Origin of the sequence: Fictibacillus halophilus (assembly GCF_016401385.1) — a bacterium.
Classification (GTDB): Bacteria; Bacillota; Bacilli; order Bacillales; family Fictibacillaceae; genus Fictibacillus; species Fictibacillus halophilus.
The window spans coordinates 2677147-2691930 of record NZ_JAEACF010000001.1; the positions used below are offsets into that span (position 1 = coordinate 2677147).

The window sequence follows — 14784 nt, forward strand, 5'->3', positions numbered from 1 at the left end:
AGTATTCGTGTTTCAGTTGTTTTTTCCTGCCATAATCCCTTATTTTGCAAGCAATTCAATCGCCGTTTTACGCTGAACATCGTTCTTATCATCACGGATTGAATCGATCACTTTTGACTCCATCTTACCAGCTGTCTTCGTATCTACTTTTCCTGTTGCTGGCAAGTTGTTCGCACGCTGGAACGCAGTTACCGCAGCTTGCGTTTTCTCATCAAAATATCCATCTTCTCTACCCGTCTGGAACCCTAAACCGTTCAACATCACTTGAGCGTTCTTCACTTGCTCGTTGTTCATATCAAACTCTAACGCTTTTTTCTCAACCGTGATCGGGTTTGTGTAGAAGTAGTCTGGCTGCTTTACTTCAAAAGTAGGCTTTACCCCTTTTTTATGAATCCAATTTCCATCAGGTGTCAGCCACTTAAACAGTGTCAGCTTGATGTTCGATCCATCACCGAGGTCGATCGATTGCTGGACCGTCCCTTTACCGAATGACTTCTCACCAACAAGGTCATAATTTCCTGCCTCTTTTAAAGCTGCAGCTAAAATTTCAGACGCTGACGCACTACCTTTGTCGATCAAACCGATGATCGGATAATCTTTCTTTTCTTTTAACGTAGAAACATAACGTTCTTTGTTCCCTTTGCGGTCTTCAATCTGAACGAATGGCTTTTCCTCAGGGATAATCTGACGAAGAATGCTATCAACCGCTTCTAGATAGCCTCCTGGATTACCACGAACGTCAATAACTAGACCATCAATCTTTTCTTTTTCTAACTCAGTCAACTGTTTCTTAAAATCAGATCCCGTTTTTTCTGAGAAAGATGTGATTTCAAGTACACCGATTTTTTTCCCTTTTACTTCTTCAATATCAGAGTAAACGGTCTCGATCGGAATCTCGTCACGTGTTACTTTTACCGGCATGACATCATTGACACCTGTTCGTTTTACACCAAGTGTTACGATAGATCCTTTTTCACCGCGGATTTTTAAAACGGCTTTATACAGATCTAGTCCTTCAACGCTTTTACCGTCGATCGTGATGATCTGATCGTTCGGCTTTAGTCCTGCTTTTTCAGCAGGTGAATCTTTGAACGGTGCGACGATCGTTACTTTACCGTCTACCATACTTACTTCTGCACCGATTCCTTCAAATGAAGAATCGAGTGATTGTGAAAACTGACTTGCCGTTTCTTCATCCATATAAACGGAATATGGATCTTTTAACGTTTTGACCATTCCTTGAATGGCACCTTCAAGGAGTTTGTCACGATCAACATCTTCTACATAACGAGAAGAGATGATCTCATACGTCTTCTGAAGTTTCGCAAACTCTTCGTCGTTGTCGACTTTCGTTGCGGTCTTCGGCAGATCGTTTACTTCACCGTTCTGAACATACTTTGAATCGTTTCCAAACAGTGCCATCGAACCATACATGCCACCGGCACCAACAAGCAAGGAAAGAACAATCAGCAGGGCCAACATTTTTTTATTTACGTTCATTCTGCTCACCTCGTTTTTGCAGGAAAAGGCATCACACCCTGCAAAGTGCGATGCCTTCCATTGTAAGAGTCTTTAGGCAACAGCCTGTCTCCTACTTCACTATATGAATAGCTTGTTTACTTTATGTGTTTATTTTACCAGTAAGCCGCAGGATTTACAGCATTTGTTTTTCCTGCATTCCAAGGTCCTTTGTGAAGTTCAAAGTGTAAATGCTGACCAAATGAATGTCCAGTGTTCCCCATGTTGCCTAGGAACTGCCCTTTTGAAACAGAACCGCCTGATACAGCACGGCTGCTCATGTGAGCGTAAACCGTTGTCCATTGCTGCCCACCGATTGAGTGAGAGATGTATACAACGTTTCCGTATGAAGAAGAATACTCTGATTTAATAACTGTTCCGTCAGCTGCTGCATAGATCGGAACCGTTCCACCTTGTGCGATGTCAATTCCTTCATGCATACCGCTGCTTCTGTTACCAAAACCAGAAGTAATTCTTCCAGCAGCAGGTTTAATGATCATGCCATTACCTGATACAGGCCCCATCGAAGGAGCTGAACCACCTGATGAAGAAGATTCACGAGCTGCTTTTTCACGTGCAGCTGCACGAGCTTGTTCAGCACGGAACGCCTCTTCTTGAGATTTTAGAAGTGCACCTTCGTTTTCAATTTTATGTGCTTCAGCATGCAACGAATCTTCTTCTTTTTTAAGAGAAGCCATCAAACGTGTTTTCTCATCCATTTGAGCTTTCAATTGCTGTTGCAGCACTTGTAATTCTTTCATTGCGTTTTGTAGGTTAACTAGTTTTTTCTCAACATCTGCCATCTTTTTCTCTAGAAGCTCTTTATCTTTCTTTTGTTCTTCTAGGAGCTGACGATCTTGTTCTGCAATCATGTTCAATGCTAGAACACGGTCAAGAAAATCACCAAAATCTTTCGAACCAAGAACAACTTCTAAGTAAGAAACAGCTCCGCCAGATTCATACATAGAGTTAACTCGTTCTTTTAATAGAGCATCGCGTTTATCAATTCGCTTCTGAACAACAGCGATCTCGCCTTTTAAAACGTCGATCTCTTCTTTAGTTTCTTTAATATCCGTTTGTTTTGCTTGAACTTTCAGATCTGTTTCAGAAGAAAGCTTATCAATTCTTGCTACTTCCGCTTCAATCGCTTCCTGGCTGCTTTTGTTCTTGTCCAGCTTAGCTTGTGATTCTTTCGCTTTTTTTGCATTTTCTTGTTGTTTTTTCTGGATGCTTGATAAAGATTCCGCGTGAACGACGGATTCAGAGTGATACATAGTAAAGGCGCCCAGTGCCAAACTTAATGAAAGCACTGTACCAACCACTTTCCTTTTCATTCGTTTTCCTCCCTAACCCCTATTAATTGTTTCGTTTTTCTTGGATCTCTTTATTTCTGCTATCTTTACTTAAATCTTCAAGAACTTACGAACAGACGTTAAGCTTCCCCAAACGCCGATCACTCCACCGATCAGAATCATCAACAGCGCTAGCTGCGGGATAAGTGGTGTAACTGGCAATAGCTCAATGAATACTGTTCCTAATTTTTGATTAACGATATCGAAAATGGCTTGATAGCCTACCGTGATGACAACAATCGGAAGTATAGCACCCGCGACACCTAATGCAAAACCTTCAATGAAGAACGGCCAGCGGATAAATCCATTCGTCGCACCAACGAGTTTCATAATTTCAATCTCGCGTCTTCGTGTTACGATTGTTAATTTTATAGTATTTGAGATGAGGAACATCGCTGTGAAAACAAGTCCTAATACGAGGACAATTCCAACGTTGCGGGCAACATCTGTCACTTTAAAGAGTTTCTCGACGGTCCCTTTTCCGTACTCAACTTTGTTTACAAATTTAAATTTCTCAACTTCTTTTGCTACAGCAGCCGTATCTTGTGGCTTTTCTGTATAGATGATGAACGCATCTCGCAATGGATTTTCATTTTTAAGGGATGAGAAAGCTTCGCCTTCATCTCCTAGACTTTCAATCAGTTCATCAAGGCCTTCTTCTTTAGATTGATACTCTACTGTTTTTACCTTACCAAGCTTTTCAAGCTCTTGTTTATAAGCATCGTATCTTTCAGGCTTTTCCGTTCGTTCGATGTAGGCTCTGATCTGAACATCGTCTTCAATCTGACTTGCAATATAGTTAATGTTCAAAAGGATTGCCAAGAACACACTTACTAATAGCAAGGTTACCGTTACTGCAGAGATAGAAGCAAAGGACATCCAGCCGTTTCTTCCCATGCTCTTAAATGCTTCTACAAAATGACGCTTTAATGTTCTAATCTTCATAGCCGTAATCCCCCTTCGCCTCATCACGTACAATTCGGCCGCCTTCGATGGCGATTACGCGCTTTGTGATCGTATTTACAATCTCTTTATTGTGAGTTGCCATAACAACTGTCGTCCCACGAGCGTTGATCTCTTTGAAGATGTCCATGATCTCCCACGCTGTTTCTGGATCAAGGTTACCTGTCGGCTCATCCGCGATAACAACGGGAGGATGGTTTACGATCGAACGTGCGATTGATACACGCTGCTGCTCTCCACCAGATAGCTCGTCCGGGAACATGCGCGCTTTGTTTTTTAGTTTTACAAGATCAAGAACTTCCATAACACGTTCTCTGATCACTTTTGGCGATTCCTCAATAACTTCAAGTGCAAAGGCTACGTTTTCATATACCGTTAAACGTGGCAACAGTTTAAAGTCTTGAAAGATAACCCCAATCTTTCTTCGTACTTTAGGAATCTGTCTTTCTTTCATTTTTGCAAGGTTTGTCCCATTAATGATAATTGAACCTTGTGTAGGTTTCTCTTCACGATACATACATTTTATAAACGTGGATTTACCTGCTCCACTCGGTCCGACTACATAAACAAATTCACCTTTTTCTATGTAGACGTCAATCCCGTTAAGTGCCATAACACCGTTCGGGTATGTTTTCCATACATCAACCATTTCTATCAAACAAAATCACTTCCTTACTACCCCAAAAAATATTTCCCTGATCAATCAACAAGTTCTATATAAAGGTCTTTCGACAAAAACGCGATATATGTCAGTTTTTTTCCGCAATAACTATTATAACATCTTGGACTGACAATTTTATTACAGTTGTGTTTCATCTTCCCTCAAACAAGGGACCATGGTCATGTTTTCGAGATTCCGTAGTACTTAAAATACGACACAATTCGCTGTAATCCTTCATATATCATTCAAAACCTGCACGGAGACTTTTCGACACGAGCACTATAAAACCGACCATCGCTACGAGATTTCGGGTCTTTTGACCTGGTATTGCGGGTATTTTTCATACGATTGTTCGTGAATTCTAGTAAAATGGGCACCGATGTGTGATTAGTACTAGTGATCAAAAGAAAACCAGTCGAGACGAGTCCCAACTGGCTGATTTTCTAAACGTTTATCCGCGTTTAAAGCCTTCTCCTAACACTTCGTTCGCATTAACTACGATTACGAATGCATCTGGATCTACACCTTTCACGTATTGTTTCAATTTTGTTACTTCATATTGGGCGACAACGACCATCAACATCGGTCGTTCATCTTGCGTGTAACCACCAAACGCATTGATTTTTGTTACACCACGATAAATGTGTGTCAGGATGCCTTGACGAAGTTCATCTTCTTTATCTGAAATGATTAACGCCATCTTTGTCGTACCTAGCCCAATCTGTACCACGTCAATCGTTTTTGCCGTGATGAACATCGCAATGAGAGCATACAGAGCTTGTTCGATTCCAAAGAATAATGCAGACGACGTAACGATCGTGCCATCTATGAGGAGGATGATTGATCCGAGTGAAGCACCCGTATATTTATGAACAATCTGTGCGAGCAGATCAACGCCACCTGTAGACGCTTTTCCACGAAACACGATTCCAAGACCAGCCCCGATTCCGAGTCCACCGAAAATCGCTCCAAGCAAAGGATCTTCTGTTGCCGCTCCCCATCCTTCAAAAATAAAGACGAAAAACGGAAGCACGACTGTTCCGACGAGTGTTTTTGCACCGAATCGTCTGCCGAGGAAAAATAATCCCGCAAAGAAGAGCGGAATGTTTAAACTCCACTGTACGATAGAAGGTTTCCATTGAAAGAGTCCGTACAGAATCGTTGATATCCCGCTCACACCGCCAGAGGCGATCTGGTTCGGTAGAAGAAATACCGAGAATGCGAGTGCCACAAGTCCTGATCCAATCACAACATATACATATTCTAAAATGAGTTCAACGGTCGGGTGTAGAATCCCGCGTCGTTTTCGCATAGCCATCATCATTGCTGTCTTTAACCCTCAAACTTTCATAAGGAATTTCTTTAAACCGAGAAAAAGTATACCAATCACAGTATGCCCTTGTAAATGAGACCTAAGTGCCGCGGTGATGGAGTGAAGTGAGAAACAGAAAAAGAGAGCCATGCTTTCATGACTCTCTTCTGTTCATATTACTCTTTTTCTTTAGGTTTCTTTATTTCGCTATTTAAACCTTTCATTAAGGACCAGCACATAAATACCATGATAATTGCGAATGGAAGTGCTGTTGCGATCGATACCGTTTGTAGAATGGTCAATCCACCAGCTGTTAATAACACTACAGCAACCAGAGATTGCACCACACCCCACGTAATCTTAATTCTGTTTGATGGATTTAAGTTACCTGATTCACTAAGCATTCCTAGTACGAATGTAGCCGTATCTGCAACCGTAATATAATAGGTGATTACAACAGCTAGTCCGATTAAGCTAAGAATGGTGCTGAACGGCATTGCCTCAAATAGATAGAAAATCGACAGTGACACATTGTCTGCAATTTTTTTCGCTAGTTCGTGATTGCCTAGATTTTGAACATAATGAAGGCCCGTTCCACCAAAGATGGCGATCCAAAAGCACGTGCCTAATGTTGGTGCTACTAATACACCTAGAATGAATTCTTTAATCGTTCTTCCTTTTGACACACGCGCGATAAACATTCCAACGAATGGTGCCCAAGCGATCCACCATGCCCAATAGAAGAGCGTCCAGTTTCCGATCCACTCCCCTTTACTAAATGGCGCAGATCTTAAACTCATCTGTAGGAAATCATTTAAATAGTTACCTAGTGAGTTAAAGAACAAGTTGAAGATCACAAACGTCGGACCAAGAATTAAGACTAAGAACATGATCAAGAAAGACAAGATCATGGCGGTGTTTGATAAATATTGAATACCTTTTTCTAACCCTGTTGAAATAGAAATCAAGAATAGAATTGTGGCAACTGCAATAATGAGAATTTGTACAGATAGTGTATCTGGAACATCAAATAAGAAATGGAAGCCGCCTGATATTTGAAGAGCTCCAAAGCCTAGTGATGTTGCAATACCAAATACTGTAGCAAAAACAGCAAGGATATCGATCGTCTTACCGATCGGACCATAAATTTTATCTCCTAACAATGGATAAAAAGCAGAGCTGATGGATGCTGGAAGCTTTTTATTATATTGAAAGAAAGCTAACGCTAAACCAATGACGGCATAAACTGCCCATGGATGCAATCCCCAGTGGAAAAACGTATATTTCATTGCTACCTTTGCTGAAGCATCGGTGAATCCTTCTCCATATGGAGGCGTAACATAGTGTGTTACAGGCTCTGCAACACTCCAGTACACGATCCCAATTCCCATACCTGCTCCAAAGAGCATCGCTAACCAAGAAGATGTTTTAAATTCTGGTCGGTCAGATTCTTTTCCTAAACGGATACGTCCGTATTTGGAAAGCAGTAGATAGACAGAGAATAAAACAAAAAACAAAGCAGAAGCAAGATAGATCCACCCTAGATAATCGATGGTATAGCTATAGATACCATTTGTTACTGCCGCTAAACTCTTCTTAAAAAATATTCCCCAACCTATAAACATCACTGTTAAAAACAATGATATATAAAGAACACTTTTCCCTTTACGATCTTGAGTACTCATATGATTCCCCTTTACACTTTCGAAAATGGATACACTGTCTTTATATTCACCTGTTTTACAAATTTTATGTCAGATTTTAAGTAAAAGTAATTTTTCGATTGTATCCATATTCCGTTTGTTCCTTTTTTAAACAAGTGAATAAGGTCCAGTCCTACATCCCTCCTATTAATAAAGACCCTGATTAAAACAACAAGGTACAAGTATAACATATGAGTCAACTCATTCTGTAAAGATTGAAACATGCAAAAAAAGCAGCCATCTAAGTCATGTTCTTCTTAAATGGCTACTTTTACATGAATGCTATGATTGGATACCTAATTCTACTAAGATTGTTTCTAATGTTTTTCCTTTGTATTTCTTTCTAGGGGATGGAGTATCGTCAACATGTTGGTTTTGCAAGAGATAGTTTTTCTGTACATATTTCATATCTTTAGCATCTACCTTTCCGTCAAAGTTAATGTCTGCAGCACGTTTTCCTGTTCCCCATGCATTTTGAATCTCGATGGCGTCATGGATATCAATGACGTTGTCTTGGTTCACGTCTCCCGCCTTCACATCAAGTGCGGTAATAAAACGGGTTTGACCGTGTAACTCACCATTATGTTCAAATCCGATATAGACTTTCCCTTTCGTCAAAAAGTGGCCTGGGACTTTCATTTCAACCGTGAATGCTTCTTTTTGCAGAGGCAGCTTGTCGTACTTATACTGACCATTATCCGCTATGCGTTCAGATGGATCATGTGCGTTCCCGTCTGCATCGATGATTTGAACAGAGCCACCTACTTTTGTCCAATCTCGTCTTTCTGTAACAGTTTCTTCATCGTTTTTGAATCCTTGTGGTGTAATGTAGCCATTCGCAATAGAGAATTGTGGCTTCACTTTCCAAACGAAAGGAGCTTGAAGAACGGTAGTTGTAATGGAATTGGCATCCGTTACTTTTACAACGGGCAGTAGGCCTGCTTGCGTTGTGTAAGTCGCATCACTTACTTTTAGCGTTACGTCAACAAGGTCAGCATGATCTAAAACACCGCTTCCTTCATTGAATTGAACCGTGATCATACCATCTTTTACATCAATAGAGCCTTTATTTTTATAGGAGTCATTTAGTTTAGCATCGACTAGTGAAACGGCTCCATAACTGCTATTGTTTAAATTCCATTCTGCTTTCGTTAGATTCGTTAAGTTGTCTAAAGAGAGGGTTGCCTTCACCGTTTCTCCTGTTTTCAATACAGCATCTGCATCTGTACTCTTTGAGTAGGAAACGGCTGTACCTTCTTTAACAAAGTAATAATTTTTCTGCAGCGCTTGATTTCCGGCCATATCAAATCCGGTCATACGAAAATTGAGTGACTGAACTTTTTCATTCATCGCAATCTCTTCAACGAACTTTCCTTCTTTGTCCATTTTGATTGCAGTTGACGGAAAAGCAGAGTTCCAATAGTAGATCATTGAGTTTGAAGATTGATCTACGTTTAGGCCAACTTCTTTCATCTTGTCTACAAGTGGATCATTAATTTTTATATCGAATGGATATGTTGCTTGACCTGGTTTGTATTCTAAAAACGGTGATTCTCCATCAAGCGAGCTTTCGAATGTTGGTGCATCAATATCGATAAACACGTGGCGATATTCAACAATTTCTTTGCCGGTGGCTGTGGTAGAGATCAACTTTAGTTTATAGTGACCTGCAGGCGCGTATGAGAAATTAGAATCAATCGGTTCTGTTTGATCACCAGTGAATTTGTAGTACATACCGTTAAATGCGTTTAACACGTAATAGGATTGGTTTTCGTTACGTCCACTTAAATTCAGTGTTCCGATATATCCTAAATCTTTGCCTGTCTTTCCGTCTTGGAGAACCACTTCCATTTTTTCCATTGGGGCTTTAAAGTTAAATTCCATGCCCGTGTAGATGGTGCGATACCCGAAAAATCCACCTTGATTCAGGTAGTTTGGAGCAATAGCAGATGATGCAAGCTCTAACTTGTTATAACCATCTTCTGTAATACGAACACTGAATGGAATTCGGTATTGCTCATCTGACTTATCGTTGTTTGTCAGTGTGATGTATCCTTCGTAAATTCCCTCTTTTGCGTTTTTCGGAATGTCGATGCCCGCTGACACCTTTTTAAAGTCTTCACCAGCGATTTTGATTTCCTCTGGCATGTTGATTTCGATGCCATTCTCCTTCAGGCTTGGTGATCCTTTTGTTTCTTTCACTTTAACTTTGAACGACTTTTTTACTTTGTCATGATTTTCAATCGTAACGGACTTTTTCAGAGACAGATTCTTACCAGCATAGTGACTACCGTACGCAATGCCACCTGTACGTTCTTTAATCTTCACAAGATTTGTAGAACTAGGAATTAAAGTCTCATCGTTTACTTGAAAGCTCGTTCCACTGTACACGGCTTGATAGGGATCTACACGACCTGCTCCTACTTCAAATACCGAGTAATCACCGTTAAGCGGATCTGCTGTATTCATAAGAATTGTTTTTACGTCTTCAGGCTCTAGATCAGGATTCGCATCAAGCATTAGAGCTGCAATACCTGCTGTGTGTGGAGCGGCCATCGATGTACCGGAATATCTAGAATAAGCGTAATCATAGTTTCCTTGATTCGTTGGATTCACCATATAAGATGGAACCGTAGAAAGAACGGCAACTCCAGGCGCTGTTACTTCTGGCTTCATATCGTACGACTGTCTTGCAGGTCCTCTTGAACTGAAAGCGGCTAAGCGATCTCCTTCTGTTTGAATCTCACCATACTTTCCAAACGTAAAGTTGGATTTACCTGCAGAAATCTGAGTCTTGATTTTTTCACCAGCTGCTTTTGTTAATGAGAATGATGGAATAAATGTTGTCGACTCACCAAGGTTCGCTTCGATTACTCCATCCACGTTGTTGTATAGGAGTACTGCAACCGCACCGTTTTGTTTAGCGAGTGTCACTTTTTCGTTCAAAGTCGTTTCACCGCGAGCGATGAGAGCGATCTTCCCTTTTACATCTTTACCCGTGTAATTCGTCGCCTTTCCAAGACCCACATCAACAAGATCGTAAGACTTACCTTGTAGGTCGTTCAATCGATCAGCATAATGGCGTGCTAAACCTGTTAGCTGGAGTCCACTCTCACTACCCACTGTTCCTGTAAAAGAAGCAACCGTCATCGGGACGTCGCTTGCTCCAATCGTAAGGGCTAATGCAGCAGCACCCGGTGAACCAAGTGTATATGCGTTCGGTCCTGAATTACCAGCAGAAACGACAGCTGTCACATCATTAAGAACCGCATAGTTGATCGCTGTACTCGTCGGATAGTACGGATCATTGATACCTGCACCTAACGAAAGATTGATTACGTCCATTCCGTCTTTAACAGCTTTTTCGATTCCTGATATTATGCCTTCAGAAGAGCCCGTCCCGTAAGGCCCTAACACACGATACGCATAGATATCAGCATCTGGCGCCACACCTTGAACTGAGACATTTGGATTTGTACCTTGACCCGCAATCGTTCCCGCAACATGTGTACCATGCGACGTGTAATACGCGTTGCCATTGAACTCTGGTTTTTTAGAGTCTTGCCAGTTCTTATACGTCGTTTCCATCGGATCGCTGTCATTATCGACAAAATCATAACCGCCCTTATACACATCTTTTAAGTCAGGGTGATTATAGTCGATTCCAGTGTCTAAGATTCCCACTTTAACACCTTCACCAGTGATTCCCTCATTATGTAGCTGATCAATTTTCAAGTAAGGAATGCTCTCTACAGATGTTCCCGCACTGTTGCTGTTCAGGGCTTTTTCTTCTCCCATCGCGATCGGATCGACTTGAAACGTTACATCATTATAAACGGCCTTAACGGCTTCTGATTGCAAAAGCGTTTCTACCTGATTGGCAGGAAGTTTCATCGCCACACCGTTATATACGGTTTTGTATGTGGAGGTGATTTTGTGCGTTGATTTTTTAGTCATTGGAGTGATAGAAGGAATCAGGTTCTCAACATCCTTCTTAAATTGAGCATGCTCTTGATCTACTTTGCTGTCTGCTTGCTGTCGTGAGATCTTTTTCCCTTTTAACTGAGCATCTAACACTGCAGCTTGTCCAGGCTTTGATTGAAATTGAACGATAACGGAGATTTCTTTTTCGCTCAGCAGTTCTTCTTTCTTAAAGCCTTGAAGACCTTCAACATCTGTTAGCTCGAGCTGTTTTAAAGCTTCTCTTTGTTTAGCGGTAAGTGATGATAAAATGTCCTCGGCTTTAAAAGGAGCAGCACTTGTTTGCTGTGTGAACATCGACGAGTTTGGAGAGAGCAGCAGTCCTGCAGCCAATGTAAGGGCAGTAGATTTTTTAATAAAAGATATCTTTTTCATCGTTTCCCTGCTTTCTTTGTGGTTTCTAAAATGAATTTGCAATCACCTATTTGGGCTTTCTATATATGAATCTCTTAGATGTTAAATTTTTCTAGTAAAACAAAGTTCCTGAAGCACCTCCTATTCATTTTTTGAATTTTTCGTATATTTAAATGTAATTGTAATCTCAACAACGCCTTGCCGCTATCGGGGTTTCACACATGACTCACTGCCTATATCAACCGGGAACTTAATTGGAATCTCTACAAAAATTAGGTGAGAAATAGGGATATAGACTTAAAAAACGTTCAACTGATTTGGGGTTTTCTTTAGTAGAATAGAAATATTAGAGAAATGTTTATCAGAGATAGGGGGGCATCTCATGCTTGAAGGAAAAATCATAAAATTCTACCGCGAGCTTAGAAATATGACACAAAAAGAGCTCGGGGACGGAATTTGTTCAGGTACACATGTGAGTAAAATTGAACGAGGACTGACTGAGGTTTCCAAAGAAACAATTCAATTTTTAGCGAATCGATTACAGATCGATATTCAGAATGAGATGAATTTGTACAAAAGCGTAGAACTTCTCTTAAAAAAATGGGAAGAAGCGATCATCATGAAGCTGGATGTCAAAACAGAAAACATAAAAAAACAACTCGAACAGATTGCTCTGTTGCAGATTCCAGATTTCCAGCGCACCCACACTCTATTATTAGCACGCTATTACATACTCACCGAACAGAGAAATAAGGCAGATACCCTTCTTCAAGAGATGGAAAAATGGACAGAGCTCTCACATCGTGAAAAGAGCATGCTTCTGCATATTAGAGGTATCTATGGGCTTCAGATGAAACATGATTATTACGAAGCCATCGATCTCTTAAAACAGGTAGACCCTACATACTACAAAAATGAAGAATACTATTATCATATGGCTGTTGCTTATCACTCTACCAACTCACGTGTACTCTCGTACTATTACGCTAGCAAAGCGCTGAGCTTTTTTGAGAAATCACATTGCTATGCCCGAGTGATTGAAACCGAAATGCTCATGTTAATTCAAATCGAACAAGAGCGAACAAGCGGACCTCAAAACGAAAAATATCAAGAACTCATCGAAATGTGCGAGAATTTTGGCTTAGAGAAACAAAAAGCCCTTCTTCTTCACAACTTTGGCTATCACTCGATCCTTCATGGCCATTTTGAAGATGCGTGTCTATACTACAAGGAATCGATGCAACTAAAAGATCCTAGCACTTCCAACTACTTAGGTTCTCTTGAAGGCTATGTGAACGCCGCTACTCTTTTAGGAAAAGAACCTGTGAAAAACATTCTTCAACTCGCCGAAAAAGGGTTAAAAACGGCACAAGAGAACGGAAGCACAACATTTGTTCACTTCTTTCATATGCATATCTATCGTTTGAAAAAGCAAGACGATCTTTATTTTCACTATCTTGAAACAGAACTATATCCACATCTAAAACAGCTGGGGTATGTATTACCCGCTGAACACTATGAGATTGTTCTGTTTGATTTTTATAATAAAAAGGAAGATGTTGAAAGGGCAAATTTGTACGCCAAAATCATAGCGGACAAGAACCGCCGTACGAATCAGTTTGTTTAATAAAGAAAGGAAGCCGAAAATTGGCTTCCTTTTTAAACTTCATGAAGGACGTCTCATTTGCACGACCTTATTTTCTTCTTCCATTGCGAGCTGTTCTTTTACGAGCTTCTTTTTATAGACCACGCGTGACAGCATGATGCTGATCTCATAAAGGACGAGAAGCGGGATGACGACTAGGAAATCTGATACTAAATCTGGCGGTGTGATCAAGACGGCAACGACCACAAGTCCGAAATACGAAACTTTCCTAGCTTTTGTAAGCACGTGTGGATTTAAGATGCCAAGCGAAGTTAGGAACATCACCACTAACGGAATCTCGAACAAAAAGCCGAACGGAAGCGTTAGATTCATCATGAACTTAAAGTATTTTTCTGAGGTGAAGAATGTTTGAAAGTGCCCTTCTGATAGACCTAATAAGAAATTTAAAACCATCGGATACACGATGAAATATCCGAATGATAATCCTAACAAAAATAAGAAAAATAGTGCCGGAATGTAGGACAGCGTCACTTTCTGCTCTCTCTTACTCAGTGCCGGTTTGATGAACATCCACGTTTGGTGAGCCGCAACGGGTATTGTGAACGCGATCGCGATGACACCGGATATCATAAAATACACCCATAAAATCTCGCTTGGCCCAAGAACGGCAAGCTGTTGATCAAGATCACGAATCAGCCAGTCATAAATCGGCTGAACGTAGAAAAAAGAAACAGAAAGAACCGTTATGAAAACAGCGAGCGTGATAATGATGCGTTTTCTAAGTTCACCTAGGTGTTCAACAAAGTACATCTCTTCAGCTTTCATCATCATACAGCCTCCTTTCTATAATTAGCGGTTCATTATGGAGTTTGTTTTGCCGTGTTTGGCTTTTTGATTCATGTTTAGGAACGTCAATCCAGAAGTTTTGGCTCCCAATCCACGAGTTTGGACGTTCAATCCACAAATTTCAGCTTTCAATCCACGAGTTTGGACACTCAATCCATAAGTTTTGACTCTCAATCTACGAGTTTTGAATCGAGACCATCATAATGAAAAAGATGCGGACTTTTACCGTGCCCGCATCTTCCACTTTTCTTTATTTAGACTGCGGCTTTTCTTCTTTTTCATCAGAAGACATGAGGTCTTTCGCTGAATGCTTGAATTCGCGAAGCGTGCTTCCGAATGCTCGTCCGATCTCTGGCAGCTTAGATGGTCCGAAAATGATAAGCGCAATGATTAAGATCAAGATCAATCCTGGTACTCCGATGTTTGTGAAACCCATGTAGATCGCCTCCTCAAATTTTGGTGATCATTTGTTACATTCCGTCTGACTA

Annotated in this window: 10 protein-coding genes; 1 reads left to right on the plus strand and 9 read right to left on the minus strand. The window is 40.7% G+C overall.

The features are described from left to right. Positions 1 to 39 precede the first annotated feature (39 nt). The 7 genes from I5J82_RS13960 to I5J82_RS13990 form a co-directional block, all read right to left on the minus strand. Entirely contained in the window at positions 40 to 1500 is a 1461-nt protein-coding gene (locus I5J82_RS13960; RefSeq protein WP_198768340.1) for a S41 family peptidase, read from the minus strand. 134 nt (positions 1501 to 1634) lie between these two features. Continuing rightward, entirely contained in the window at positions 1635 to 2852 is a 1218-nt protein-coding gene (locus I5J82_RS13965) for a murein hydrolase activator EnvC family protein (protein ID WP_198768341.1), read from the minus strand. A 69-nt stretch (positions 2853 to 2921) separates the two neighbouring features. Further along, on the minus strand, positions 2922 to 3815 hold the full coding sequence (gene ftsX / locus I5J82_RS13970; RefSeq protein ID WP_198768342.1) for a permease-like cell division protein FtsX: 894 nt from the start codon (positions 3813 to 3815) through the stop codon (positions 2922 to 2924). Continuing rightward, the gene (gene ftsE / locus I5J82_RS13975; RefSeq protein ID WP_198768343.1) at positions 3805 to 4491 is read right to left on the minus strand and encodes a cell division ATP-binding protein FtsE; all 687 of its coding nucleotides are present in this window, start codon (positions 4489 to 4491) and stop codon (positions 3805 to 3807) included. The genes ftsX and ftsE overlap by 11 nt, the downstream gene beginning before the upstream one ends. Positions 4492 to 4945: 454 nt before the next feature. Next, positions 4946 to 5806, minus strand: a complete 861-nt coding sequence (locus I5J82_RS13980; protein WP_198768344.1) for a YitT family protein — start codon at positions 5804 to 5806, stop codon at positions 4946 to 4948. A 176-nt stretch (positions 5807 to 5982) separates the two neighbouring features. Next, positions 5983 to 7491, minus strand: a complete 1509-nt coding sequence (locus I5J82_RS13985; protein ID WP_198768345.1) for a glycine betaine uptake BCCT transporter — start codon at positions 7489 to 7491, stop codon at positions 5983 to 5985. 300 nt (positions 7492 to 7791) lie between these two features. Beyond that, complete coding sequence (locus I5J82_RS13990; RefSeq protein WP_198768346.1) at positions 7792 to 11865, minus strand: S8 family serine peptidase; 4074 nt, start codon at positions 11863 to 11865, stop codon at positions 7792 to 7794. Between the two features lie 361 nt (positions 11866 to 12226). Here I5J82_RS13990 and I5J82_RS13995 point away from each other — a divergent pair, with 361 nt between their 5' ends. After that, the gene (locus I5J82_RS13995) at positions 12227 to 13471 is read left to right on the plus strand and encodes a helix-turn-helix domain-containing protein (RefSeq protein WP_198768347.1); all 1245 of its coding nucleotides are present in this window, start codon (positions 12227 to 12229) and stop codon (positions 13469 to 13471) included. 39 nt (positions 13472 to 13510) lie between these two features. Here I5J82_RS13995 and tatC read toward each other — a convergent pair whose 3' ends face one another. Together tatC and tatA are read right to left on the minus strand one after the other, a co-directional pair. Further along, on the minus strand, positions 13511 to 14275 hold the full coding sequence (gene tatC, locus I5J82_RS14000) for a twin-arginine translocase subunit TatC (protein ID WP_198769023.1): 765 nt from the start codon (positions 14273 to 14275) through the stop codon (positions 13511 to 13513). A gap of 271 nt (positions 14276 to 14546) precedes the next feature. Then, a complete protein-coding gene (gene tatA / locus I5J82_RS14005) occupies positions 14547 to 14732 on the minus strand; it encodes a twin-arginine translocase TatA/TatE family subunit (RefSeq protein WP_197129014.1) in 186 nt (61 codons plus the stop codon). Between the last annotated feature and the right edge of the window lie 52 nt (positions 14733 to 14784).

What these genes read in the sequence shown, in the direction of transcription:
- I5J82_RS13990 (WP_198768346.1), bottom strand. Translation starts at nt 11,865, where the DNA reads ATGAAAAAGATATCTTTTATTAAAAAATCTACTGCCCTTACATTGGCT.
- tatA (WP_197129014.1), bottom strand. Translation starts at nt 14,732, where the DNA reads ATGGGTTTCACAAACATCGGAGTACCAGGATTGATCTTGATCTTAATC.
- tatC (WP_198769023.1), bottom strand. Translation starts at nt 14,275, where the DNA reads ATGAAAGCTGAAGAGATGTACTTTGTTGAACACCTAGGTGAACTTAGA.
- I5J82_RS13985 (WP_198768345.1), bottom strand. Translation starts at nt 7,491, where the DNA reads ATGAGTACTCAAGATCGTAAAGGGAAAAGTGTTCTTTATATATCATTG.
- I5J82_RS13995 (WP_198768347.1), top strand. Translation starts at nt 12,227, where the DNA reads ATGCTTGAAGGAAAAATCATAAAATTCTACCGCGAGCTTAGAAATATG.
- I5J82_RS13960 (WP_198768340.1), bottom strand. Translation starts at nt 1,500, where the DNA reads ATGAACGTAAATAAAAAAATGTTGGCCCTGCTGATTGTTCTTTCCTTG.
- I5J82_RS13965 (WP_198768341.1), bottom strand. Translation starts at nt 2,852, where the DNA reads ATGAAAAGGAAAGTGGTTGGTACAGTGCTTTCATTAAGTTTGGCACTG.
- ftsX (WP_198768342.1), bottom strand. Translation starts at nt 3,815, where the DNA reads ATGAAGATTAGAACATTAAAGCGTCATTTTGTAGAAGCATTTAAGAGC.
- I5J82_RS13980 (WP_198768344.1), bottom strand. Translation starts at nt 5,806, where the DNA reads ATGCGAAAACGACGCGGGATTCTACACCCGACCGTTGAACTCATTTTA.